General features: G+C 63.7%; 26 protein-coding genes and 1 tRNA gene. 21 read left to right on the top strand and 6 right to left on the bottom strand.

The genetic code is table 11. The annotated features are described in order from the left end of the window. Positions 1 to 67 precede the first annotated feature (67 nt). The 5 genes from rplM to GGD67_RS33945 all read left to right on the top strand — a co-directional run bounded on the left by rplM (position 68) and on the right by GGD67_RS33945 (position 3162). The gene (gene rplM, locus GGD67_RS33965; RefSeq protein WP_011087726.1) at positions 68 to 532 is read left to right on the top strand and encodes a 50S ribosomal protein L13; all 465 of its coding nucleotides are present in this window, start codon (positions 68 to 70) and stop codon (positions 530 to 532) included. Position 533: 1 nt separating this feature from the next. Then, the gene (rpsI, locus tag GGD67_RS33960) at positions 534 to 1013 is read left to right on the top strand and encodes a 30S ribosomal protein S9 (protein WP_018320095.1); all 480 of its coding nucleotides are present in this window, start codon (positions 534 to 536) and stop codon (positions 1011 to 1013) included. 229 nt (positions 1014 to 1242) lie between these two features. Then, complete coding sequence (locus GGD67_RS33955) at positions 1243 to 2463, top strand: diguanylate cyclase (protein WP_018320096.1); 1221 nt, start codon at positions 1243 to 1245, stop codon at positions 2461 to 2463. Positions 2464 to 2522: 59 nt separating this feature from the next. Beyond that, positions 2523 to 2762: a hypothetical protein gene (locus GGD67_RS33950; RefSeq protein ID WP_018320097.1), complete on the top strand. Its 240-nt coding sequence runs from the start codon at positions 2523 to 2525 to the stop codon at positions 2760 to 2762. 103 nt (positions 2763 to 2865) lie between these two features. Next, positions 2866 to 3162 carry an antibiotic biosynthesis monooxygenase family protein gene (locus GGD67_RS33945; protein WP_035673823.1) on the top strand — a complete coding sequence of 99 codons (297 nt, stop codon included), beginning with the start codon at positions 2866 to 2868 and terminating at the stop codon, positions 3160 to 3162. A 61-nt stretch (positions 3163 to 3223) separates the two neighbouring features. Here the strand turns inward: GGD67_RS33945 and GGD67_RS33940 are convergent, their stop codons facing one another. After that, complete coding sequence (locus GGD67_RS33940) at positions 3224 to 4360, bottom strand: AI-2E family transporter (RefSeq protein ID WP_210286732.1); 1137 nt, start codon at positions 4358 to 4360, stop codon at positions 3224 to 3226. 141 nt (positions 4361 to 4501) lie between these two features. Between GGD67_RS33940 and GGD67_RS33935 the strand changes: the two genes are divergently transcribed. From GGD67_RS33935 to GGD67_RS33910, 6 genes are all read left to right on the top strand, one after another. Next, positions 4502 to 5212 carry a hypothetical protein gene (locus GGD67_RS33935; RefSeq protein ID WP_179738844.1) on the top strand — a complete coding sequence of 237 codons (711 nt, stop codon included), beginning with the start codon at positions 4502 to 4504 and terminating at the stop codon, positions 5210 to 5212. Positions 5213 to 5302: 90 nt separating this feature from the next. Beyond that, positions 5303 to 6076, top strand: a complete 774-nt coding sequence (locus tag GGD67_RS33930; RefSeq protein WP_020508730.1) for a gamma-glutamyl-gamma-aminobutyrate hydrolase family protein — start codon at positions 5303 to 5305, stop codon at positions 6074 to 6076. 1101 nt (positions 6077 to 7177) lie between these two features. After that, positions 7178 to 7414, top strand: coding sequence for a hypothetical protein (locus tag GGD67_RS33925; RefSeq protein ID WP_026202304.1), 237 nt, complete (start codon positions 7178 to 7180; stop codon positions 7412 to 7414). 305 nt (positions 7415 to 7719) lie between these two features. Continuing rightward, positions 7720 to 8259, top strand: a complete 540-nt coding sequence (locus GGD67_RS33920) for a TRAP transporter small permease subunit (protein WP_018320103.1) — start codon at positions 7720 to 7722, stop codon at positions 8257 to 8259. Beyond that, positions 8256 to 9860, top strand: coding sequence for a TRAP transporter large permease subunit (locus GGD67_RS33915; protein ID WP_018320104.1), 1605 nt, complete (start codon positions 8256 to 8258; stop codon positions 9858 to 9860). The genes GGD67_RS33920 and GGD67_RS33915 overlap by 4 nt, the downstream gene beginning before the upstream one ends. A 188-nt stretch (positions 9861 to 10048) precedes the next feature. Continuing rightward, positions 10049 to 10258: a hypothetical protein gene (locus GGD67_RS33910; protein WP_179738843.1), complete on the top strand. Its 210-nt coding sequence runs from the start codon at positions 10049 to 10051 to the stop codon at positions 10256 to 10258. Positions 10259 to 10933: 675 nt separating this feature from the next. Here the strand turns inward: GGD67_RS33910 and GGD67_RS33905 are convergent. Continuing rightward, positions 10934 to 11155, bottom strand: a complete 222-nt coding sequence (locus GGD67_RS33905; protein ID WP_179738841.1) for a hypothetical protein — start codon at positions 11153 to 11155, stop codon at positions 10934 to 10936. Between the two features lie 274 nt (positions 11156 to 11429). On the opposite strand from GGD67_RS33905, the gene GGD67_RS33900 reads away from it, so the two are divergent. The 3 genes from GGD67_RS33900 to GGD67_RS33890 all read left to right on the top strand — a co-directional run bounded on the left by GGD67_RS33900 (position 11430) and on the right by GGD67_RS33890 (position 14821). Then, entirely contained in the window at positions 11430 to 12863 is a 1434-nt protein-coding gene (locus tag GGD67_RS33900; RefSeq protein ID WP_179738839.1) for a nodulation protein NfeD, read from the top strand. Beyond that, entirely contained in the window at positions 12860 to 13621 is a 762-nt protein-coding gene (locus GGD67_RS33895; RefSeq protein WP_018320108.1) for a slipin family protein, read from the top strand. Before GGD67_RS33900 ends, GGD67_RS33895 begins: the two co-directional genes overlap by 4 nt. Before the next feature lie 81 nt (positions 13622 to 13702). Then, entirely contained in the window at positions 13703 to 14821 is a 1119-nt protein-coding gene (locus GGD67_RS33890) for an asparaginase (RefSeq protein ID WP_179738837.1), read from the top strand. Between the two features lie 83 nt (positions 14822 to 14904). Here the strand turns inward: GGD67_RS33890 and glnA are convergent, their stop codons facing one another. After that, positions 14905 to 16314: a type I glutamate--ammonia ligase gene (gene glnA, locus GGD67_RS33885; RefSeq protein WP_018320110.1), complete on the bottom strand. Its 1410-nt coding sequence runs from the start codon at positions 16312 to 16314 to the stop codon at positions 14905 to 14907. A 151-nt stretch (positions 16315 to 16465) separates the two neighbouring features. Then, complete coding sequence (locus GGD67_RS33880; protein WP_007603495.1) at positions 16466 to 16804, bottom strand: P-II family nitrogen regulator; 339 nt, start codon at positions 16802 to 16804, stop codon at positions 16466 to 16468. Positions 16805 to 17186: 382 nt separating this feature from the next. On the opposite strand from GGD67_RS33880, the gene GGD67_RS33875 reads away from it, so the two are divergent. Genes GGD67_RS33875 through GGD67_RS33860 form a run of 4 tightly spaced genes read left to right on the top strand, consistent with a single transcriptional unit; the run spans position 17187 to position 19746 of the window. Then, the gene (locus GGD67_RS33875) at positions 17187 to 18686 is read left to right on the top strand and encodes an NAD(P)H-hydrate dehydratase (RefSeq protein ID WP_179738835.1); all 1500 of its coding nucleotides are present in this window, start codon (positions 17187 to 17189) and stop codon (positions 18684 to 18686) included. Then, positions 18686 to 19150: a GNAT family N-acetyltransferase gene (locus tag GGD67_RS33870; protein WP_179738833.1), complete on the top strand. Its 465-nt coding sequence runs from the start codon at positions 18686 to 18688 to the stop codon at positions 19148 to 19150. The genes GGD67_RS33875 and GGD67_RS33870 overlap by 1 nt, the downstream gene beginning before the upstream one ends. A gap of 9 nt (positions 19151 to 19159) precedes the next feature. Next, positions 19160 to 19456 carry a type II toxin-antitoxin system RelE/ParE family toxin gene (locus tag GGD67_RS33865; protein ID WP_179738831.1) on the top strand — a complete coding sequence of 99 codons (297 nt, stop codon included), beginning with the start codon at positions 19160 to 19162 and terminating at the stop codon, positions 19454 to 19456. Positions 19457 to 19458: 2 nt separating this feature from the next. Next, a complete protein-coding gene (locus GGD67_RS33860; RefSeq protein WP_018320114.1) occupies positions 19459 to 19746 on the top strand; it encodes an addiction module antidote protein in 288 nt (95 codons plus the stop codon). Between the two features lie 8 nt (positions 19747 to 19754). On the opposite strand, the gene GGD67_RS33855 is transcribed toward GGD67_RS33860, so the two are convergent. Then, positions 19755 to 21083: a multicopper oxidase family protein gene (locus GGD67_RS33855; protein ID WP_179738829.1), complete on the bottom strand. Its 1329-nt coding sequence runs from the start codon at positions 21081 to 21083 to the stop codon at positions 19755 to 19757. 154 nt (positions 21084 to 21237) lie between these two features. Between GGD67_RS33855 and GGD67_RS33850 the strand changes: the two genes are divergently transcribed. The 3 genes from GGD67_RS33850 (at position 21238) to GGD67_RS33840 (ending at position 23797) form a co-directional block, all read left to right on the top strand. Next, positions 21238 to 21322, top strand: a tRNA-Leu gene (locus GGD67_RS33850). Between the two features lie 172 nt (positions 21323 to 21494). Continuing rightward, positions 21495 to 22856 (top strand): trigger factor, encoded by a 1362-nt coding sequence (gene tig / locus GGD67_RS33845; RefSeq protein ID WP_092257370.1) that lies wholly within the window; start codon positions 21495 to 21497, stop codon positions 22854 to 22856. A gap of 305 nt (positions 22857 to 23161) precedes the next feature. Continuing rightward, the gene (locus GGD67_RS33840; RefSeq protein WP_018320117.1) at positions 23162 to 23797 is read left to right on the top strand and encodes an ATP-dependent Clp protease proteolytic subunit; all 636 of its coding nucleotides are present in this window, start codon (positions 23162 to 23164) and stop codon (positions 23795 to 23797) included. 68 nt (positions 23798 to 23865) lie between these two features. Here the strand turns inward: GGD67_RS33840 and GGD67_RS33835 are convergent, their stop codons facing one another. Further along, a complete protein-coding gene (locus GGD67_RS33835) occupies positions 23866 to 24087 on the bottom strand; it encodes a hypothetical protein (RefSeq protein ID WP_143109056.1) in 222 nt (73 codons plus the stop codon). Positions 24088 to 24205 lie beyond the last annotated feature (118 nt).

Raw genomic sequence — 24205 nt, 5'->3', positions numbered from 1 at the left:
TCTCTAGAAAACCGCGCAGTCCGGCGCGGTGTTCGCGCCGATGCTCCCCGTCCACGGAAACTCTGACATGAAAACCTTTTCGGCAAAGCCGGCTGAGGTGACGAAGAAGTGGGTGCTGATCGACGCCAAGGGTCTGGTTGTCGGCCGCCTCGCCACCATCGTCGCCATGCGCCTGCGCGGCAAGCACCTCCCGACCTACACCCCGCACGTTGATTGCGGCGACAACGTCATCATCATCAATGCGCAGCATGCGGTCCTCACGGGGCGCAAGCGCGAGCAGAAGACCTATTACAAGCACACCGGCTATGTCGGCCACGTCAAGGAGCGCACCGCGCGCCAGATCCTCGAGGGCAAGCATCCCGAGCGCGTGCTCGAGAAGGCCGTCGAGCGCATGATCCCGCGTGGCCCGCTCGGTCGCGTGCAGATGGGCAACCTCCGTGTCTACGGCGGCGCCGATCATCCGCACGAGGCGCAGCAGCCCGAGAAGATCGACATCGCCAAGTTGAACCGCAAGAACACGAGGGCCGCATAACATGGCCGAATCCATCCAGTCGCTCGACCAGCTCTCGCAGCTCAAGACGGCGGCGGCGCCCGATGCGCCCAAGCACGAGAAGAAGGTCGACAAGTTCAACCGCGCCTATGCCACCGGCAAGCGCAAGGACGCGGTCGCCCGCGTCTGGATCAAGCCGGGCGCCGGCAAGGTCACCGTCAACTCGCGCGAGGTCGAGGTCTATTTCGCCCGTCCCGTGCTGCGCATGATGATCGAGCAGCCGTTCTCGGTGGCCCAGCGTTCCGGCCAGTACGACGTGATCTGCACGGTTGCCGGCGGCGGCCTGTCCGGCCAGGCCGGCGCGGTCCGTCACGGCATCTCGAAGGCGCTGACCTATTTCGAGCCGGAGCTGCGCTCCGTGCTCAAGAAGGGCGGCTTCCTGACCCGCGACTCCCGCGTGGTCGAGCGCAAGAAGTACGGCAAGGCCAAGGCCCGCCGGTCCTTCCAGTTCTCGAAGCGTTAATCGCTTCGGTCACATTCGCCGCGAAAGCGGCTTCAATGAGATGCAAAAGGGCGCTGATTTCAGCGCCCTTTTTGTTGTTCGTTTGTATGCAAATTGATGGCGTGTTTCCCGAAAACTTGGCCTCCCGCGAAAACCTGAATGGAACCCGCGCGACCTAGCGTCGCATTCGGAAGGGCGCGCAAACGGCTGGGGCCGGTCGCGTAACTGCTATGTTCTAGAGGGGGCCGACATGATGTCGCTCGATAGCATCACGCTCTATTTGGTCGCCACCATGGTTGCCGCACTGCTCGGCGCCATGATGGTGTTTTTCGGCAGGCAGGAGAATAGCCCTGCACTGAAATGGTGGGGCACCGCGTATCTGCTCGGTGCCGCCTCCGTCGCGCTGTGGACCGCAGCCGGCGACAGGCTGGGCCCGCATCTTTACCTTGCGCTGAACGCGGTCGGCTTCGTCGCCTGCGGCATGGTGTGGAATGCGGCGCGCGTCTTCCACGGCCGCAAGCCGAACTGGCCGGGCCTCGTGCTCGGTGCGCTCGCCTGGGTCGCCGCCGTCACGCTGCTCGCCCCCGAGGCATCCATGTTGCGGATGATCGTCGGCGCCGGCATCGTCTCGGTTTATGCGGCACTGACCGCCAGCGAGCTCTGGACCGAACGGCGCAAGAGCCTGCAGCGGCGCTGGCCCGCCTTCGTGATGCCGGTGATGCATGGCTGCGTGTTGATGCTGCCGGTCCTGATCGGCAGCTTCCTGCGTCCGCACGATGCCGGCTTCTCCCAGAGCATCTGGGTCAAGGTGTTCGCGGTCGAACTGATCCTCTATGCCGTCGGCACCGTGTTCGTGATCTTCATGCTGGTGTCCGAGCGCACCGTGACTGCGCACCGCACCGCCGCGTCGACCGATCCCCTGACCGGCATGCTCAACCGCCGCGGCTTCTCGGAAGCCTGCGGCCGCGTGATCGAGCGCGAGGCCAAGGCCGGACGTCCCGTGACCGTGATGATCTTCGACATCGACCACTTCAAGTCGATCAACGACCGCTTCGGCCACCCCGCCGGCGACGAGATGCTGAAACTGTTCTCGACCGTCGTCGTCAGCAATTTGCGCATCACCGACATGTCAGGCCGCATCGGCGGCGAGGAATTCGCAGCGCTGCTGCCGTGTTCGCTGGAGGAGGGCGTGCTGGTCGCCGAGCGCGTGCGCGAGGCGTTCGAGACCTCCGGCGTCGTGGTCGACGAGGGTCCGGTGGACACCACCGTCAGCATCGGCGTCGCCGGCGGGCCCGCCGGCACCGAGCTCGAGGTGCTGCTGGCATCCGCCGACACCGCGCTCTACCAGGCCAAGCGCGGCGGCCGTAACCGCGTCGAGGCGGCGGAGGAGCTGCCGCTGTCGCTGGAGAACTGGCGCCGCCAGAGCGCCGCGCGGATCAGTGCGCCGCAGCCGCGGCCGGCCACCGCCTGAGACGCAAGGCAGCATCGCGGTAATCCTCTGTTTACCATTCGATCCCTACCATTGCGGTCATGGAATCGATCCGTCGACAGAATCCGCAAGCTGCCCTGATGTCGCTCGAAGCCGCTGCAGCCTCGGCACGCAGCGGTTTCGCCTGTCTGTTCTCCACTGCGGATGAATACGAGAGCGCGCTGATCACCGAGCGCCGCGCGCAGGGGCGTTACACGCAAGGCCGCCGCAGCTACTGGCCGCTCGCGCTGTTCATCGGCTGCGCCCTGATCGTGGCGGGCAGCGTTCTGCTGCTCATCTGAGAGACCTGCATTTTTGGACCGACCAGGGCGCCGTTTCGGCGCCTTTTTCTTTTTCGCCGGCTGCGCTAGACACGCCTATCGAACAAAAAACGGGTGGAAACCGATGATCACCGAGATCGCGCAAATCGACGTCAAGCCGGGCAGCGAGAAGGATTTTGAGGCCGCCGTCGCCAAAGCCAAGGCCGCCTTCGGCCGCTCCAAGGGCTTTCACGGCTTCGAGCTGCACAAATCGATCGAAAAGCCGCAGCGCTACCGGCTGATGGTGAAATGGGCGACGCTGGAAAATCACACCGTCGATTTCCGCGGCTCGGAGAATTTCACCGAATGGCGCGGCCTCGTTGGCCAGTACTTTGCCTCGCCGCCCGAGGTCGAGCACACCGAGACTGTGCTCACGACCTGAGGGCTTATTTCTGGAGCATGATCTTATCGGAAAACCGCTGCACACTTTTCCGGATCATGCTCTAGGCCGCTTCTGCCAGAGTCGGCGCCTCATAGGACTTGAAATGGTCGATCATGACCTTGGCGATGGCGACCAGCGGCAGCGCCAGCGCCAGGCCCCAGATGCCGAACACGACGCCGAGCAGGATCTGGAACGCGAACAGGGTGGCCGGCGGGATGTCCAGCGCCTGCCGCTGCAGGATCGGCGTCAGCACGTAACTCTCCATGGCGTGCACGCCCATGAAGAGCAGAAAGGCCGATAGCGCCGGGATCCAGCCCGAGGCGAGGCTCGCCAGCACCACGACGACGCCGGCGATGATGGCCCCGATGGTCGGGATGAAGGCGAGCAGGCCGGCCTGAATTCCCAGGATGAACGAGCTGGGGATGCCGATGACGGCAAGCCCGATCCAGGTCACCACGCCGACTGCGAGCATGACGATGATCTGCGCGATCAGCCAGCGCTCCAGCGTCTCGGCTGTGCGGTCGATGATGAGGGCGACGCGGGTGCGGTGCCTCGCCGGCGCCAGGAACAGCAGACCATCGTGATAGATTGCGGGCTGGGCGGCGAAGGCGAAGCCCAGGAACAGCACGATGAAGATGTTGCCGACACCGTGGATGGTGCCGAGCAGCAGCTTGAAGGTCTGGCTCACGATCGCGCCGCCGCTGGAGGCCAGCGCGCCGGCGCCGGGCAGGGGACCGCGCGAGGGCGCTGCTGGTGCGGGCGCCGTCTCCGAGGGCGCAGTGGCCGAGGCGTCGGTCGCGCCGTTGCCGAAATCGAAGAAGCTGGTGTCGATGCCGTGGTTGTCCAGGAACGACTTCACGTTCCCGATCTGCGACTTGATGGTCTTGCTCAGCAGCGAAGCCTGTTCGGCGATGGTGGCGCCGCCGAGATAGGCGATGCCGGCGAGCATCAAAGCGAGCGCGGTGCAGACGATCGCGAGCCGCACCGGATGCGGCAGGGGCACGCGGCGGCCGAGCGCGCCCGTCAGCGCGTTGAGGCCGAGGCCAAGCAGCATGCCGGTGAAGATCAGCAGCAGGGTGGCAGCAAAATACCAGGTGAAGGCGAGCAGCGCGGTGAACAGCACGACACCGATGCCCCCGACCGAGATCGCCCAAGCGAGGTCGCCGCGGGTCCGGGAGCGTTCATCTTTGGACGACATGGTCACATCGGGTCCTTTTCAGCGCAATGCGCGCTGCACTCTCTCGACAAACGCGCTTCGGATCAAGACCGCGTCAACGCGCTGGTTTGACGTCGGCTTGCCAACGGTGCAGAGCGATGAGGAAAGAACAATGGGGGCGGTTTGAGCTTCATCAGCAAATGGGCCGGTCTGCTCGGGCTTCTGGCCGTGCTCGTGGTCGGCGACCAGATCCGGATCAACCGGCCCGGCCACAAATTTCGTCTCACGGTCGAGGTCACGACACCTGACGGCATCAAGACCGGATCCGGCGTTCTGGCCGTCGTGCCCGACCGCAACTATAACCGCGGCGGCCGCACCACCACGCGCGGGGAGGCCGTGTTCGTCGACCTCGGCCAGGCCGGCGCCAAAGGCAAGAATCTGGTGGCATTGTTGGCGCACCGGCAGGACGCGAAGCTGGACTTCGACGACATCAATTATGTCGCGCTCCGTGCCTATGGCGCCGCGCGTGGCAACCGCGTCTCGTTCAACGATATCCACCGGCAGACCGGCGTTGTCCCGGTGCAGGGAGACCTCGTGCCGGTGCTCGTCAGCTTGGGCGATCCCAAGGATCCCAAGACCGCGCGCCTCGTCGCCCGCGACCACGCGGAGGCGGTTCTGGGCGAGGGGTATGCGATCCGCGGCATCACGGTCGAAGTCGTGCCCAACGGGTTCTGGCCGGTTGATTTCGGTGGGGCGCTCGGAGAGCCCGTGACGCGCGGCATCGACGCGAAACTGCCCTGGCTGGCCGCGCGGGGCGATCCGGCCGCAACCGCGCTGCAGGCCGCCGGGCTGCCCGCCGGGGGCGAGGCCCGGGAGGCATTTGCGCGAAAATAGCATTGCCGTCCGCGATCCCTTCTGTTGAATTTGTTCCAGCCCAAGGGCATGTTTGGAGAATCTTCTTATCGGAGAGGCGCGGAACGACAGATGAGAAAGCCGGTCGTCGGCGTGATCGGGAATGCCCATCGCGTCGAAAATCGATTTCAGGTCCAGATGGTGGGCGAGCGCAATTTGCGCGCCGTGGCCGAGGTTTCCGGTGGCCTGCCGATGATGTTCGCGGGTGCGCCCGATATCACCGATATCGGCGCGCTGCTCGACGTGGTCGACGGGATCGTGCTCACTGGCGCCCGCGCCAACGTCCATCCGACCCGCTTCAATGTCGACCCGTGTGAGCGCCACGAGCCGTACGATATCCATCGCGACGAGGTGGCGCTGGCGCTTTCGGTCGCCTGCGTCGCCCGCGGTGTGCCGCTGTTCGGCATCTGCCGCGGCCTCCAGGAGATGAACGTTGCCTTCGGCGGCTCGCTGCATCCGGAGATCCGCGAAATTCCCGGCCGCATGAACCATCGCATGCCCCGGCTCGAGAACGGCGAGATCCACCCCGATCCGACCGTGGTGTTCGCCGACCGTCACGACGTCGAGCTGACGCCGGGCGGGGCGTTCGCAAAACTGCTCGGCTGCGAGAAGATCAGGGTCAATTCGCTGCACGGCCAGGGCATCCTCGAGCCTGGCAAGCGCGTGCTGGTCGAGGGCGTCGCCGAGGACGGCACCATCGAGGCGATCCGCATCGCGGAAGCCCCGACCTTCGCGCTCGGCGTGCAATGGCACGCCGAATACGATCCGCAGCACAATCCGATCAACCGCAAGCTGTTCGAAGCCTTCGGTGAAGCGCTGGCCGCGCGGCAGCGCGCGGCGGCGTAGGGCACGAGAGCGAAATCTGGCGCACAGCTGCGTTAAGCTCGTCATTGCGAGTGCAGCGACTTGTCCGCCGAAGCATTGGTGAAGGCGGAAGCAATCCAGAGTCTTTCCGCGGAGACGGTCTGGATTGCTTCGTCGCAAGAGCTCCTCGCAATGACAGAGAGTGGGCCGGCAGTGTGCTTCTCCAAATGACACTGTCATTCCCCGCCTTGTGCGCATTTGCGCACTGGAGCGGGGAATCCAGTACGCTGCGGCTTCTCGGTTCAATCACGATGGCCTCTGGAATACTGGATCGCCCGCCTGCGCGGGCGATGACAGGGAGTGTGTGGTGGCAGACGCGCGCTCGCATTCTCGCGGCGCATTTCGCCCGAGCTTTGTCGCTTCGTTCGCGCGCTTTGAAGGCCAAAGGGCGCAGGGAAGGCCGGGCGCCGGCGGCACCCCAAGTCCGTGCGCGACGAAGATGCACACGGGGTGGACCACAGGTGATGCCGGTCGCCCGGCCTTCCCTGCGCGGATGGTTTTAACGGTGTCCTTCGTGCTCTCCTCGGGGAGCGATGCACTATTGCCCCCGTCGCCTTGCGGGAATGATCGATGCACGTGCCCGGTCGGACCGCCGCATCACCGCAAGCCTTGACGCACAGACCCCGGGCGTCAGGACCACACGACTTCTCCGTCCGCGGACGATCCCGCCGGAATATCCGGAGGCTTGCGTGTGCTCGCCCCCAGGCATCGACGAAACCGCTGTGACCGCGCCGGGTCGTATCGCGTCCCCTGAAGACTCACGGTTGCCCGCCCTGTCATCAGGCTGATCGCGCCGGCGCTACCGCGTCCACCGCCACCCGGCCCGCATTTCGTGACGATCGCGAAGCGCCCCTTTGGCAGGGCCGGGATGAGGCGTCTATGCCACAAATCCGAAATTCGGGAAAGAGGAATATTTTTCCGTGGAGGGCTTGACCGGGTGTTTTGCCCGACGCCTCTCGGGAGGGGCCCTGGCAGGGACGCATTGCGCTATCCCAATGCCGGGAGCCGCTTTATCGGAAAGACTTGCTTGGTGGGTTTGGCAGATACACCTTAAGTTCTGTCCCGGGACGGAGGATGACTTTCATGAGCAGACCTGTGAAGACTGAAAGCGAGCTGATCGCCATGGCCAAGGCCGAGTTGAAGGTTCATGCCGATTGTCCCGATGGAATGACGATTTCGATCCTCCGTGATGGCAATTCCTGGGAGTTTCGAGCCAGCGCAGACCGGGCCACCTCGGATCGGCCCGGCTACCCTGAATGCGTCGCCATGCTTGTCCAGATCGGCGATCACCTCTGCAAGCAGTACGACGTCGAGGGTTAGGCGGGTCCGAGAGCCGGATTGCCGGCTGTCTCGTGCATCGACCAAATTAGGCACAGTGACTCATTTTTGAGGTCACTGCGGCAAACTGTCCATTTTCCTGTTGACCACGAAATTGCTGACGGTAAAGGTGCCGTGCTTCACGCGCGGCCGGGACCCGAATACATCCCGGCGAAAACCGACAACAATAATGAGCGGAAGCATCAGGAGGGTGAACTAGCTCCCGCGCAGACCTGGACGGTCGCTGATTCAGCGCCATGGTCCTGCGCGTTCGGGGGTAGCACTCAGCGAGCGGGGAAAAGGCATCGATGCGCCCATTGTTGGCGGTGAGTACGGCTATCGACTGGCTGAACGAAAAGGTCGGTAACGTCTGTAATATTCTGGTGCTCGCGGCCTGCGTGGTCAGCGCTGCAAATGCGATGATCCGGTATGCCTTCAGCTACAGCTCCAACAGCTGGCTCGAGACGCAGTGGTATATGTTCGCCGTCGTCGTGATGTTCGGCTCGTCCTACACTTTCAAGCGCAACGAGCATGTGCGCGTCGAAATCCTCTACCTCATGCTGTCCGAACGCGGCCAGCTGTGGCTCGACCTGATCGGGACATTGGTTTTCCTCGTCCCGGCGTGCCTGCTCCTCAGCTACCTCTCATGGGCGATGTTCTACAACTCGTTCATCATCGGAGAGATGTCCAACAACGCGGGCGGTCTCCTGCGGTGGCCGATCAAGTTCGTGCTGCCGGCCGGGTTCTTCATGGTCGCTCTGCAGGGCGTCTCGGAGGCCATCAAACGCGCCGCCGCCTTGCGCGGTGAAGTCACCATCGACGCAAAATATGAGCGGCCGACCCAATGATCACGATTGAGATGATGCCGCCGCTGATGTTCGGCGGGCTGGTCTTGGCCATGCTGATCGGATTTCCGGTCGCCTTCACGCTGGCCGCTCTCGGGCTTTCGTTCGGATTTCTCGCGATCCACGAAGGATTCTTCGGATTCAGCTTCCTCCAGGCCATCCCGGAGCGTATCTATGGCAGCGTTCTGGCGAACGAGCTGCTGCTGGCAATTCCATTCTTCACGTTCATGGGCGCGATCCTCGAACGATGCGGCCTCGCCGAGGATATGCTGGATTCGATGGGGCAGTTGTTCGGCCCCGTTCGCGGCGGTCTCGGCTATTCCGTGATTATCGTCGGCTTCATCCTCGGTGCGATCACGGGGACGGTGGCGGCGCAGGTCATTGCGATGGCGCTGATCTCGATGCCGGTGATGATCCGCTACGGCTACAACATGCGCTACATCACCGGCGTGCTCGCAGCCTCCGGCACCATTACCCAGCTGGTGCCTCCCTCGCTGGTTCTGATCGTGCTCGCGGACCAGCTCGGGAAGTCGGTCGGCGACATGTATCTGGGCGCCTGGGGCCCATCGATCCTCCAGATCGCACTCTTCGCCGGCTACACGTTTGCGTTGAGCGTGATCAAGCCGGGCCACGTCCCGGCAGTGCCCAAGGAAGCAAGGACGCTCACGGGCTGGGCGCTCTGGCGCAAATGCCTTTTGGGCATCATCCCGTCCGCCGTCCTGATCTTCGTGGTGCTCGGCACGATGATGCTTGGCCTTGCCACCCCGACCGAAGCCGGCGCGATGGGCGCCGTCGGCGCGATCGTCCTTGCCGTCATCCATCACAAGGATTTCAGCTCGGCCGGTCACAAGGTGCTGCTCGTCGGCGTCGCGGCGGCGGGTGTCGGCACGATCATCGGCATCTACCTCACGCCGAATCTGCCGTTCAAGATCGCCTTCGCGATTGCCTATCTCGCCGTCGCCTGGGTTTGCATCGAGGCGATCAGGATTCCGGACCTGCGCTTGCTGGTCAAGCAGGGCTACGAGACCACGATGCGCATCACCTGCATGGTGACGTTCATCCTGATCGGATCGACCTGCTTCTCGATCGTCTTTCTCGGTTGCAACGGTGGTGTCTGGCTGGAGCACATGCTGACATCGCTGCCGGGCGGGGTCTGGGGCTTCCTGATCTTCATGAACCTGTTCATCTTCTTCATCGCCTTCTTCCTCGACTTCTTCGAGATCGCCTTCATCATCATCCCGATGATCGCACCGATCGCGCAGAAGCTGCTCACCCCCATCGTCGGGGCGGACGCTGCCTTGATCTGGTTCGGTGTCATGCTCTGCGTCAACATGCAGACCTCCTTCCTGCATCCTCCCTTCGGCTTCGCCTTGTTCTACCTGCGCGGCGTGGCGCCGAAGGAGGTCAAGAGCTCGGACATCTATTGGGGCGCGATGCCCTGGATCGGCCTGCAGGCGATCATGGTTGCGGTCGTGATCGCATTTCCGATCACGGTCACCGGGCTGCTGGATGCTCCCACCAAGGTGGATCTGGACAAGATCAAGATCGAAATTCCCGACATCGAGCTGCCGCCGCCGCTCGATTTCGGCCAGCCGAAGAACTGAGGAGGTATCCCCGCCCGGGGATTGATCCAAAAATATTAGAGGCCTGTCGGTGACCTGCGAACGCTGCCCTTGCGCAGGGAGCCTTAGACCTCGATTGCGACGTCGCAACTGATCAGCAGGCTGGCGGAGTAGACGGTCGCCTCGCGCTGTGGCTAAGTCCAGGCCCAGAGCAGCGAAAGGGGAGCCCGATGCCGTATTTCCCATCTGGACAAGACCGAGACTTCCGCGTCTGCAAGGTGCTTGCCGACCTGTTTTGCGCAATCTTGCTCGGGACCTTTTCCATCGTCTTCTTCGGCTGGGTCGGTGGCATTGTCGCGTTCGTTATCCTCGAAGCGTGCCTGATCGGACTCGATTGGCTGATTCCGAGCGGCGACGACGCGGCTGGCGTTGTTCGCTAAGGGCAGCTCAATGGCCGAATTTCTCCCGCGATGGGATGGCCTCGCGATGAAGCGCAGCGCTACCGTCGCCGTCCTTCTCCTGCTCGCATCCGCCGCATTGGCCCAAAGCGCGCCGTAGGGCGGATTAGCCGAAGGCGTAATCCGCCATCTTGTCTTGATGGGGCAGCTTCAATGCCCCGAGACGTACAGTCCGGATTATTTCCGGAGGACTGGGCAAGAGACGGCAGCACGGATGGCGACTTTGGAGAGCGCATGAGCGTCACCAGCAGTCGGCGGATTACGCCTTCGGCTAATCCGCCCTACGAGGACTGGCGAAATGGGCGCCGGTGGTGACCGCAATCGGTGTGAATTTTCCGGACGAGTGACGACGCGCGCTGGTGTGTAGGGCGGATTAGCCGAAGGCGTAATCCGCCATCTTGTCTTGATTGGGCAGCTTCAATGCCCCGAGACGTACAGTCCGGATTATTTCCGGAGGACTGGGCAAGAGACGGCAGCACGGATGGCGACTTTGGAGAGCGCGTGCACCAGCAGTCGGCGGATTACGCCTTCGGCTAATCCGCCCCACGTAAACCAATCAGTAGGAATTGGTCCGCCCCGATTTTTGCGGCTCTGATTTGTTCTTTGAGAACGAAGTGGAGTCGGATGCAGAACGAAAGCGGGCGGCTCGAAGGCGCCTCACATCGTCCGCTCCATCCGTCGCGCGCGATAGGCCTGCGGTGACATCAAGGTGCGGTTGCGGAACGCCTTGCGAAAGCTGCTCTCGTCCTCATGGCCGGTCGTGCGCGCGATCGCCTTGATCGGCTGCGTTACCGACCTCCTGGTCGAGGTCGAAGGGCAGGCAGCCCGGATTTCCGCCGCAACGTCTGGGTCGGGATCGATGAGCAGGAGTCCTCGCACTGGTCGCTCGGCGGCATGCAGCCGACCGCTGAGATCATCGCGAGCACGTTCGGCGCGATCGGAGCGGACGGGGCGCGGATCGCGCGGCGCTAGCAGCACGGAATGCGTGGGCGGATCAGCTCAAGGCATGGTCCGCCCGCCGTCGCCCCGTGCTCAACCGATCTACGGGGCGGTTTCCATTGCATCGCACAATCACGACAGGGGCCTGCACCAGCGCACGGCTGCATTGAGGTTCGAGAGACCAACACCATATGCTCTGCAAGGGAGCCCTGCCGTGCAGACCATGAAGGCGGCCCTCGTTGCGGCGATTGGCGTCGTTGCTTTGATCTGCTGCCTCCTTCCCAGCTCAGCGGAGGAGAACAGCCGCCTTGCACTGATTGTGTCGATCGAAGGGGCCATTGGCCCTGCGTCGGCCAGTTACGTGAAGGAGGCCTTGGCCAAGGCAAGCGAACGGCGCGCCCAGGTCGTGCTTCTGAGAATCAACACGCCCGGCGGTCTCAATTCCAGCATGCGCGAGATCATTGCGGATGTGCTGGCCTCGCCCGTCCCTGTCGTCGGTTACGTCGCTCCCTCCGGCGCCCACGCGGCGAGCGCGGGGACCTATATCCTTTATGCGACCCACATCGCGGCGATGGCGCCGGGCACCAATATCGGTGCGGCAACGCCGGTGCAGATTGGCGGACCGCTGCCGGGGCTGCCGGGCGGTACACCGGACAAGGGCGGCAAGGACAAGAAGGACGGCGACCAGCAGAGCGAGCCCAAGGATCAGTCCAAGGATCAGTCCAAGGATCAGTTCAAGGATGCGATGACGGCAAAGGTGACCAATGACGCGGTTGCCTTCATCCGCAGCCTTGCGGAGCTGCGTGGCCGCAATGCGGATTGGGCGGAGAAGGCGGTCCGTGAGGCCGCCACTCTCTCTGCCAACGGCGCGCTGCAGTCCCATGCCATCGAACTCGTCGCGCGCGATCAGGCTGAGTTGCTGAGGCAGCTCGATGGCCGCGAGGTCGAGGTTGCAGGCGGCAAGACGCAGCGTCTCGCGACGAAGGATGCGGTCGTCGAAGCCATCGACCCCGGATGGATATCCCGCTTCCTGGCGGTCATCACCGATCCGAATGTGGCGTTCATTCTCCTGATGGTCGGCATCTACGGCCTGATCTTCGAGTTCATGTCTCCCGGGGCCGTCGCTCCCGGCGTGGTCGGCGCGATTTGCCTGCTGATCGGTCTCTATGCGCTCAACTTGCTGCCGATCAGCTATGCCGGCCTTGCCCTGATGCTGGTCGGTATCGTTCTTCTCACGGTCGAAGCCTTCAATCCGACGGTGGTGATCGGTCTCGGGGGGATCATCGCTTTCGTGCTGGGAGCGCTGATGCTCTTCAGGGTCGAGGCGCCCGGTTACCACCTGTCGTGGTGGGTGATCGGCATCACGGCAGCCGTGTTCGCCGGCTTTGCTCTGGTCGTTCTTGGTTCGCTTCGGCGTGCCGCCCGGGCTCCGGAGCGGGTCGGCGCTCAGGCGATGCGAGGCTTGCCCGCCGAGGTTCTCGACTGGAGTGGGAGCGAAGGTCACGTCTTCGCCCATGGTGAACGCTGGCAGGCGCGTGGCGCCGAAACGTTCAAGCCCGGAGAGACGGTCGAAGTCGCGAACGTCGTCGACCTGACGCTGCTGATACGGCGCGCACCGGCCAGGACCGGTGAGGGAGGTACATCATGATGCTGGAATATCTGACTTATGCGGCGCTTCTGCTGCTTGTCATCATGTTTCTATCCCAGGCCATTCGAATCCTGCGCGAATACGAGCGTGGCGTCATCTTCACGCTCGGCCGTTTCACCGGCGTGAAGGGCCCGGGCCTCATCATCCTCATTCCGGTCGTGCAGCAACTCGTCAAGGTCGACCTCCGGGTGATGGTGCAGGTCGTGCCGCCGCAGGACGTGATTTCGCGGGACAACGTGTCCGTCAAGGTCAACGCCGTTCTGTACTTCCGCATCGTCGATCCCGAACGAGCCATCATCAAGGTCGGCGATTACATGGCCGCCACCAGCCAGCTCGCGCAGACGACGTTGCGCTCGGTGCTCGGCAAGCACGAGCTCGACGAGATGCTGGCCGAGCGCGACAGGTTGAACGCCGACATCCAGGAGATCCTCGACAAGCAGACCGACGTCTGGGGCATCAAAGTGACCGGCATCGAGATCAAGGACGTCGATATCAACGAAACCATGGTGCGCGCGATTGCCAAACAGGCCGAGGCGGAGCGCCTGCGGCGTGCCAAGGTGATCAATGCGATGGGCGAGCAGCAGGCTGCCGAAAAGCTCGTCGAGGCCGGCCGGATTCTCGCGCAGGAGCCTCAGGCGATGCAGCTGCGTTACTTCGCGGCCCTGCACGATATCGCGGGCGAACGGTCATCGACCGTGGTCTTTCCGCTGCCGACGGGCTTGCTCGACCATTTTATGCCGCGGCGGGATAATCCTTAGCGACAAGCATTGGGTTGACCCATCTTCGGCCCCATTGGGCGTGTCGAATATCGCTCCCAACTTGAACGGGAGGAGAATTCGATGACGAAGCATGCCGCCAGACCCGCAATCCACCGCCGAAATCGGCCGTTAATCCTCGCCGTTCCGCTGATCGCCTTCGCACTTTGGTCGTGGGGCATCGCCACGGCGCAGGCCGCGGAATCGGGCAGCCTGCCGCGCATTCTCGTGCTTGCGACCGGCGGCACCATCGCAGGCCAGGCCGACGCGCGAGCGACCGGCGCCTATAAATCCGGCCAGATCTCGGGCGAGCAGCTGATGCAATCGGTGCCGGGCCTGGACAAGCTCGCAAAGCTGAATGCCGAGCAGATCTCGTCGATCGGATCCCAGGACATGAACGACAAGGTCTGGTTTGCGCTGGCCCGCCGCATCCAGGAGGCCTTCGACAAGAACGAGGCGGATGCAGTCGTCATCACCCACGGCACCGACACGCTGGAGGAGACCGCGTTCTTTCTCGACAACGTGGTGCGGGGCGACAAGCCGGTGGTGATCGTCGGCTCGATGCGGCCGGCGACGGCGGTGAGCGCGGACGGCCCCGGCAATCTCTACGAGGCGGTGCAGGTGGCGGCCGACCCGCGCTCGCGCGGGCGCGGCGTGATGGCGGTGCTGAACGACAAGATTCAGGGCGCGCGCTCGGTCACCAAGACCAACACCACCAGCATCGAGACGTTCAGTTCCGCCAATGACGGCCCGGCCGGCTATGTCGACACCGCCGGCGGCATTCGCTTCATGGCGCAGGCTCAAGGTCTCAAGCGCGCGATCTATCAGCTTCCGGCCGGCGAGCAATTGCCGCGCGTCGCGATCGTCTACTCGCACGCCAACATGGACGCCGTTCCGATCGAGGATGCCATTTCGCACGGCGCCAAGGGCATCGTGCTGGCCGGCGTCGGCGACGGCAACACCTCGAAGCCGGCGCTCGACGCGCTCGAAGCGGCGGCGAAGAAGGGCATCATCGTGGTTCGCTCGACGCGGGTTCGCTCGGGTTTCGTCACGAGGAACGTCGAGGTCGACGACGACAAGAACGGCTTCGTCGTGTCCGAGGACCTCAATCCGCAGAAGGCGCGCGTGCTCACGCAATTGCTGATCGCGGGCGGCGTGACGGCGCCGGCCGAGCTGCAGAAGGCTTTTACGGCGACCTGGTAGCGGGCAGGTCGTACACGCTACGATTCAAACGAAAAGGCGCTCCTTGCGGAGCGCCTTTTGCTTGTCGCAGACGTCCGGGCTGCTTAGCCCGAATAGTACATCTCGAACTCGACCGGATGCGGGGTCATTTCGAAGCGGGCGACTTCGGTCATCTTCAGCTCGATATAGGCGTCGATGAAGTCGTCGTCGAACACGCCGCCGGCCTTGAGGAAGCCGCGGTCCTTGTCGAGGTTTTCCAGCGCCTCGCGCAAGCTACCGCACACGGTCGGGATCTGCTTCAGCTCTTCCTTCGGCAGGTCGTAGAGGTCCTTGTCCATCGCCGGACCCGGATCGATCTTGTTCTTGATGCCGTCGAGGCCGGCCATCAGCATCGCGGCGAAGCCGAGATACGGGTTGGCCATCGGATCGGGGAAGCGCACCTCGACGCGCTTGGCCTTCGGCGAAGCGGTGTAGGGGATGCGGCAGGAGGCCGAGCGGTTGCGCGCGGAGTAGGCGAGCAGCACCGGGGCCTCATAGCCCGGGACCAGACGCTTGTAGGAGTTGGTCGACGGGTTGGTGAAGGCGTTGATCGCCTTGGCGTGCTTGATGATGCCGCCGATGTAATGCAGGCAGGTCTCCGACAGGTCGGCGTATTTGTTGCCGGCGAACACCGGTTTGCCGTCCTTCCAGATCGACTGGTGCACGTGCATGCCCGAGCCGTTGTCGCCGAAGATCGGCTTCGGCATGAAGGTGGCGGTCTTGCCGTAGATGTGCGCGACCTGGTGGATGCAGTACTTGTAGATCTGCATGTGGTCGGCCATCAGCGTCAGCGTGTCGAACTTCATGCCGAGCTCGTGCTGGGCGGACGCGACCTCGTGGTGATGCTTCTCGACCTTGACGCCCATCTTGGCCATGGCGCCGAGCATCTCCGAGCGCATGTCCTGCACCGAGTCCTGCGGCGGCACGGGGAAGTAGCCGCCCTTGGTGCGGATGCGGTGGCCGAGATTGCCGCCTTCATATTCGGTGTCGGAGTTGGTCGGCAACTCCGAGGAGTCGAGCCGGAAACCGGTCTTGTAGGGCTCGGCCGAATAGCGCACGTCGTCGAACACGAAGAACTCGGCCTCGGGGCCGACGAACACGCTGTCGCCCACGCCCATCGACTTCACCATGGCCTCGGCCTTCTTGGCGATGCCGCGGGGGTCGCGGTTGTAGGGCTCGCCGGTGGTCGGCTCGAGCACGTCGCAGGTGATGACCATGGTGGTCTCGGCGAAGAACGGGTCGATCGTCGCGGTGACCGGATCGGGCATCAGGCACATGTCGGACTCGTTGATCGCCTTCCAGCCGGCGATCGAGGAGCCGTCGAACATCGTTCCTTCGGCGAAGATGTCATCGTCGATCATGCTGACGTCGAACGTCACATGCTGCCACTTGCCGCGCGGATCGGTGAAGCGCAGGTCGACGTACTTGACGTCGTTGTCCTTGATCGATTTCAGGACGTCTTTGGCGGTCTTCATGCATACCCCTTTTGGCTCTGCGGGTCGGTTTCCAGATGAGCAAAATTATTCTCGCTCGGGCGAGTTTTGCGCGACCGCACAAACGAAATCAGGCCGCCGAAGCAGCCTTCTTTCTAGTCGGAGTGTCGCAAAATTCGGGATAGCACCCGGCTCAGATAGCGTCCAGCCCGGATTCGCCGGTTCGGATGCGGATCGCCTCTTCGATGTTGGAGACGAAGATCTTACCATCGCCGATGCGACCGGTCTGCGCTGCGCGGCGGATGGCGTCGATGGCGCGCTCGACCAGATCGTCGCCGATCACGATCTCGATCTTCACCTTGGGCAGGAAGTCGACGATGTATTCTGCGCCGCGGTAGAGCTCGGCGTGCCCCTTCTGCCGGCCAAAGCCCTTGGCTTCGGTGACGGTGATGCCCTGAAGGCCGACTTCCTGAAGCGCTTCCTTCACCTCGTCGAGCTTGAATGGCTTGATGATGGCTTCGATTTTCTTCACTGCGCGCCTCCCGGCCTTTCGATCAAATAGCAACGTCTTCGTCAGGATGCGCTTTTCTTAACGCACGATCTTGTCTTCGCTATGCCGGGATCCCTGACCAATCCGGCAACAACGGCCGGCCACACTTTGATAAATGCCAGTGAGCACGACGAACCGAAGCGGCTTCCTCGAAAGCAGGGTCTATGCCAAGTTGCAAATGCCCTGATTATTGGAGCGTTATCAGCCTTTTAACGAGCATCTCTGAGTAGTGGTGCCGACCTGCACAAAATACCGAAGACTACGAAATAGGCAAACGGTTCAATATGTGTGCAGATCGATGTTCCCGAGGGTGGGGCGGAACGGAACGTGCCTGTTGAAAAGGCGTTTGGACCAGGGAAGTGGCATGGAAGTTCTGACCACCGCTGAAATGCAGCGCGCCGACCAGCTCACCATCGCGGCCGGCACGCCCGGTTTCAAGTTGATGCTGAGCGCGGGCCAGGCCGTCACCGATGCCGCCCAGGCGCTGGTGGAGGAGGGGCCGATCCTGATCGTGGCCGGCCCCGGCAACAATGGCGGTGATGGTTTTGTCGCAGCCGCCGAGCTCGCCGCGCAGGGGCGGGAGGTCTCAGTCATCCTGATGTGCGAGCGCGACCAGCTCCAGGGCGACGCGGCCTCCGCCGCGCGCGGCTGGAAGCACCCGGTGCTCCCGTTCAATCCGCAGGCGATCGGACGGCCGGCGCTGATCATCGATGCGCTGTTCGGCGCAGGCCTCAGCCGTCCCGTCGATGGTGAGGCGCGCGCGATGATCGAGGCGATCAACGCCAACGGCGCCCCCGTGCTCGCGGTCGACCTGCCGAGCGGCATCAACGGCACCAGCGCGGCGGTGATGGGCGCGGCGGTGAACGCCACCGAGACCGTCACCTTCTTTCGCAAGAAGCCGGCGCATCTCTTGCTCCCCGGCCGGATGCGTTGCGGCCGCGTGCGCGTCGCCGACATCGGCATCGACGCGCAGGTGCTCGACGAGATCGCGCCGCAGACGTTCGAGGACGATCCGGATGTCTGGGGCGCCGCTTTTCCGGTACCGCGTATCGACGGCCACAAATACGCGCGGGGGCATGTGTTGGCGGTCTCCGGCGATGCGGCGGCGACCGGCGCTGCGCGGCTGGCCGCGCGCGGTGCACTGCGGGCAGGGGCGGGCCTGGTAACGCTGGCGAGCCCGCGCGATGCGCTCGCGATCAACGCGGCCGCGCTCACGGCTGTCATGGTTCGCCCCGTCGATACCGTCGTCGAGTTCGGCGAGCTGCTCGGCGACAAGCGCTACAACACCTGCATGATCGGCCCCGGCGCGGGCATCGGCGAGCGCACCTGCGATCTCGTTCACACCGCGCTCGGTGCGCAGCGTCGTCTGGTGCTCGATGCCGATGCCCTGACGAGCTTTGCCGCAACCCCCGAGCGCCTGTTCGAATCGATCAAGTCCTCGCAAGACAATGCGGTGGTGCTGACCCCGCACGAGGGCGAATTTCCGCGCCTGTTCTCCGACCTCAGCAACAAATTTCCGGGCCGCTCCAAGCTGGAGCGCGTGCGCGATGCCGCCGAGCGCTCCGGCGCCGTCGTGCTCCTGAAGGGACCCGACACCACGATCGCCGCCCCCGACGGCCGCGCCACCATCGCCGCCAACGCGCCGCCCTGGCTCGCCACCGCGGGCGCCGGCGACGTGCTCGCCGGCATCATCGCAGGGCTGCTGGCGCAAGGCGTGTCGGCGTTCGAGGCCGCCAGCATCGGCGTCTGGATGCATGGCGAGGCGGGACGCGAAGCCGGGCCGGGCCTGATCGCGGAGGACCTGACCGAGACGCTGCCGGCCGTGCACCGGCGGATTTATGATGCGCTGGGGGTGGAGTACTAGTGCTCAGACAGCTCGCGCTCGCCGACATGGGCGCAGCGGCGCAAGTCCATCGGATCGCGTTTGACCAGGCGATGCCATGGCTCGCCGGGCTGCACACGCCGGACGAGGATCGCTGGTTCTATCGCGACCGGGTCTTTCCGACGTGCCGGGTGTGGGGATGTTTTGACGGCGACGTGCTCAGCGGGATCATCGCGTTCCGCGAGGGCTGGATCGAGCAGCTCTACGTGCTCCCCCCAGCCCAGGGCCGCAGCGCCGGCAGTGAGCTCCTCGACGTCGCCAAAGGCGCCTACGACCGGCTCGAGCTCTGGACCTTCCAGCGTAATGCGCCGGCGCGGCGCTTCTATGAGGCGCGTGGGTTCGAGTTGGTCGATGAATCCGACGGCTCGAGGAACGAGGAGAGGGAGCCCGATGCTCGCTACCTCTGGGAGCGAAGACCACTTGATCGCAGATCGATTGTAGTCTAAAAACTACAGGTGGTCGAACTCAAGCAGACTGAGACGTTCCGAAAGTGGCGATCGCGTCTGCGGGATGAGCGCGCCAGAGCGTTGATCGCGTCGCGGTTGGATCGGCTAGCTCAAGGCCACGCAGGCGACGTTGAGCCGGTCGGCGATGGGGTGAGCGAACTGCGTATCCACCACGGCCCCGGCTATCGGATCTATTTTCAGCAGCGGGGCAAGACGATCATCATTTTGCTGTGTGGGGGCGACAAGGCCACGCAGGCGAAAGACATCAAGGAGGCCAAGCGCCTTGCCGAGATGTGGAGCGAATAAAGATGGGCAAGAAGCTGACGACTTACGATCCGGCCGAGGACCTTCAATCCGATGAAGCCATTGCCGTGTTCATGGAAGAGGCGTTCAAAACCGAGGACGCCGCCTATATCGCGCATGCGCTTGGCGTCGTCGCCCGTGCGAAGGGGATGGCGCAGATTGCCAAGGAAACCGGTCTTTCTCGCGAGCAGCTCTATCGCTCGTTCAGTACCGACGGCAATCCGACGCTCAAAACGACCATCGCAGTGATGAAGGCGCTCGGCATCGAACTGACGGCCAAACCGCACGCATAGCCGCAACCTCACTCCACCCCATACCAGCGCACCAGCCGCGGCGCGGCCCAGTCCGTGACGACGGATTCGAGCAGCCATTGTCCGGATGCGGTCGCCGCAAAGGCGATGCGCTGGGTCTGGCCGGGCTCGACCGCGAGCGTGTCGAGCCAGTACGGCTTCCAGCCGTCGTCGAGCTTGTCGAGCAGGCGGAAGTGGTGGCCGTGCAGATGGAAGACGGTCGACATAGGGCCGGGGTTCTTGAGGGCCAGCACGACGGTGCGGCCGGGCTTGGCGCGGAAGGCCGGGGCGGAGGATCTGGAGAAGTCGGCACACCGTGCCCACCCAGCATCGGCCGCGCCGAGCGCGACATCGAACCGCAGGGCTCCTCTGAGATCGAGCTTGTCGGGCAGGTCGTTGGAAGGAAGCGGCTGCGGCGGCAACAGCGGCGCGCGGCGCTCCAGCCTGCCGGAGACGGCAAGCGAGCCAATCTGGTGCGCCTCCTTGCCGTCATGGAGCAGAATCGGGGCCGAGCTGGCCGCATCCACGATGGCATCGGCACGCCCGCCCGGGGCCAGGACCAGAGCGCCATTGCGCGCCGGAAACGGTTCGGCTGGTTGTCCGTCCAGGGCCATCACCCGGACGTCGTGGTTTTCTAATTTGATCGCCAGAACAGTGCGTTGGGAGCCGTTGATAAAGCGCAGCCGCAAACGCTCGCCAGCTGCAGCTGAGAGTTCAAATGAAGTCTGCCCGTTAAGCGTATAGAGCGGCGTCGCGTCCTTTGGAGCGCGTCCCGGGGGGAGTGCGGTGCCGTCTGACCGCAGCCGCCATTCCTCGATCAGCAGGACCTCGTCGCGATCGACGATGCCAGTGTTTGCCTCCTGCGCGATGACCGGAAGCGGGCGCGCAGGCCGCGTCAGGACGTCCTCGAACAGGCGGAAGTCCGCCAGCAGGGTTCCCGCGCTTGGTACTGAAATAATTGAGGTTTCGGTCGTCCCGGGCGGGGCGGGCGCGCGCCCGCGCAGCGGGTCGGCCGCGGCTGGGCCATTGAGGCCGTACCAGGTTGGGGCAAGCGGGACAGGCAGGTCGTTGCGAAACACCACCTCGCAGCGATCGCCGCGCTTGAGACGGACGTTCCCGAGGTGGCTTACGGCGGCCAGCTCCCAGATTGGTGTAGCGGGCTGCCCCGGCCTGAGAGCCAGGGTTTGCGGCCTTGCCTGAAGGGAAAGCTGGGCGGTCAGGGCCGGCGCGGCACTGCTGGCGACCAACCCGGCCGCCGAGGCGCCAAGCCCGGTGCCAAGCCCGGCGGCAAGGCCGGCCAAAAGCTCACGTCGGGTCGGGTCAAAGAACCGCGTTTTCATGGGCCGATCCGGACCACGCCACGCTGGATAAGTCCAGCGATCGTGCCTACGTAAAGCCTGCCTCCATCGGGCCATTTTTTTGCTGCGAACAGTCAGGCACATGTTATAAGCCCGGCCGCCCGCGGCATCGCGGCCGGTTTGGATGCAAATTCACGCGGGCGTGGCGGAACTGGTAGACGCGCTGGATTTAGGTTCCAGTGACGAAAGTTGTGGGGGTTCGAGTCCCTCCGCCCGCACCAAGCGCTTATCGCGTTTGCACGGATTACGAGACCTGCTTTCGCGCGGAGTTTGTCCGCCGGGAGCCGGTTCGATGAAGCACCGGCGTTGAGGCGTTTGCCTCGCGCCGGATCGATCGATGACAGCGTCCCGATGCATGCGCGCCGGGACCGAACGAGAAGAAGATTGGACGCCATGCAGGTCACAGAGACCCTCTCGGAAGGTTTGAAGCACGAGTTCAAGATCAGCGTTCCCGCGTCTGATCTCGACGCCAAGGCTGGTGCCAAGCTCGTTGACCTCAAGGACAAGGTCCGCATCAACGGCTTCCGTCCCGGCAAGGTGCCGGTTGCTCACCTGAAGAAGGTCTACGGCCGCTCGGTGATGGCCGAGACCATCGACCAGACCATCCGCGACACCAACACGCAGCTGTTCTCCGAGCGCGGCTTCCGCCTTGCGACCGAGCCCAAGATCACCATGCCGAGCGAGCAGGCCGAGGTCGAGGAGCTCCTGAGCGGCAAGACCGATCTGACCTACACGGTTGCGATCGAGGTGGTGCCGGCAATCGCGCTCGCCGACTTCAAGTCCTTCCAGGTCGAGAAGCCCGTCGCCGATGTCACCGACGCCGATGTCGACGAGGCGATCAAGCGCATCGCCGACACCAACCGCGGCTATGCCGCGAAGGCCGAGGGCGAAAAGGCCGCCTCCGGCGACCGCGTCACCATCAACTTCAAGGGCTCCATCAACGGCGAAGTCTTCGAGGGCGGCACCGGCGAAGGCATCCAGGTCGTGATCGGCTCCAACACCTTCATTCCCGGCTTCGAGGAGCAACTGATCGGCATCGGCGCGGGCGAGACCCGCACGCTGAAGGTGTCGTTCCCGAAGAACTACATGAACGACAAGCTCGCCGGCCAGCCGGCCGAGTTCGAGACCACCGCGACCTCGATCGAGGCGCCGCAGGACATCGCGATCGACGACGAGTTCGCCAAGACGCTTGGCCTGGAATCGCTGGACAAGCTCAAGGAAGCCGCGCGCGAGCGTCTGAACGTCGAGTTCGCCGGCGCGACGCGTCAGCGCGTCAAGCGCGCGCTGCTCGACCGCCTCGACGAAGCCCATCGCTTCGAGGCGCCGCCCTCGCTGGTCGACGAGGAGTTCAATCTGATGTGGAACTCGGTCAAGGCCGAGATGGACTCCGCCGGCAAGACCTTTGCCGACGAGGACACCACTGAAGACAAGGCCAAGGAGGAGTACCGCAAGATCGCCGACCGCCGCGTGCGGCTCGGTCTCGTGCTCTCCGAGATCGGCGAGAAGAACAAGATCACCGTGACCGACGACGAGGTCGGCCGCGCCGTGATCGAGCGCGCCCGCTCGATGCCCGGCCGCGAGAAGGAGGTCTGGGACTATTACCGCAGCAACGCCCAGGCGTTGGCCCAGCTCCGTGCACCGATCTATGAGGACAAGGTCGTCGACTTCATCCTCGAGCTCGCCAACGTGACCGAGAAGAAGGTCTCGCGCGAGGACCTCTACAAGGACGACGAAGCGGAAAAGACCGCGGCCTGAGGCCCGTTCCGATACCATCGGAATGGGGCTCTGAGGCAGCCATCCATTAAGGATGATCAGCGAAGAGGCCCAGCTAGCCAGGTGGCCGGCTGGGCCTCTTTGTGCGAATCAGCTTCAACTGCCCGACGGATTAAGCCTTAATGCGCTCCGCACTTGTCAGGCGCGAATTGGGCTATATCTGTCGGTACGCCTTCTACCTCTACCAAGTTCCTGCATCACGGGACGTCCATCGGCCTTCAGCAGATCCAGCTCAAACTGGCAGTCAAGCCTGGCGATGTCCGCCTCTTAAAAACCCTAGGTGACTCATGCGCGATCCGGTTGAAACCTACATGAACCTCGTGCCCATGGTGGTCGAGCAGACCAACCGTGGCGAGCGCGCCTACGACATCTTCTCGCGCCTCTTGAAGGAGCGCATCATCTTCCTGACCGGTCCGGTCGAGGATGGCATGTCGACGCTGGTCGTCGCACAGCTGTTGTTCCTCGAGGCGGAAAATCCGAAGAAGGAAATCTCGATGTACATCAATTCGCCGGGCGGCGTGGTGACGTCGGGCCTTGCGATCTACGACACCATGCAGTTCATCCGCCCGCCGGTCTCGACGCTGTGCACGGGGCAGGCGGCCTCGATGGGCTCGCTGCTGCTCGCCGCCGGCGAGAAGGACATGCGCTTCTCGCTGCCGAACGCGCGCATCATGGTCCATCAACCCTCCGGCGGCTTCCAGGGCCAGGCCACCGACATCATGCTGCACGCGCAGGAAATCCTGAACCTGAAGAAGCGGCTCAACGAGATCTACGTGAAGCACACCGGCCAGACCTACAAGGCGATTGAGGACGCGCTGGAACGCGACAAGTTCCTGACCGCGAACGACGCCAAGGAGTTCGGCCTGGTCGACAAGGTCATCGACAAGCGTGCCGAGGAACCGGCGGCGGCGAAGACCCCGTAGCACTACTGGGGCTCTGCGGCGATCCCTTGTTCAGCCCTTGGGCAACTCCTTGGGATCGCCTCATACCGTCAGTTGGCGTTCACGCTATGGACGCGTGCGCGCGTCGCAAAACGGTATTTGCGCCCTGCGACAAGCAGAAAGTTCCGCTTTCGTGCTTGTTTTTCGTGGTAATCCAGCAACGCCGGGGTGATTTCGATCACTTCGCCCGTGCCAAGACCGGAAATCACGGTATTGTCACGGGTAGCCGGCGACCCCCGATTAGCGAATTCTTGATAGTCGGGTGACAGCATGGTTGGCTACGATTGATCGGCTATGATCGCGGAGAATCGAGTGACCGTGATTCGCACGGGATGTAACGCGTAGGGTCTTTTTTGGTACGGAATTTGCTCTACTTAAGCTTCATGCCGA

This window comes from Bradyrhizobium sp. IAR9 (genome assembly GCF_013408065.1).
Classification (GTDB): Bacteria; Pseudomonadota; Alphaproteobacteria; order Rhizobiales; family Xanthobacteraceae; genus Bradyrhizobium.
Note: the sequence above shows the minus strand (reverse complement) of the source record. Positions and strands in the feature narration are given on the sequence as shown.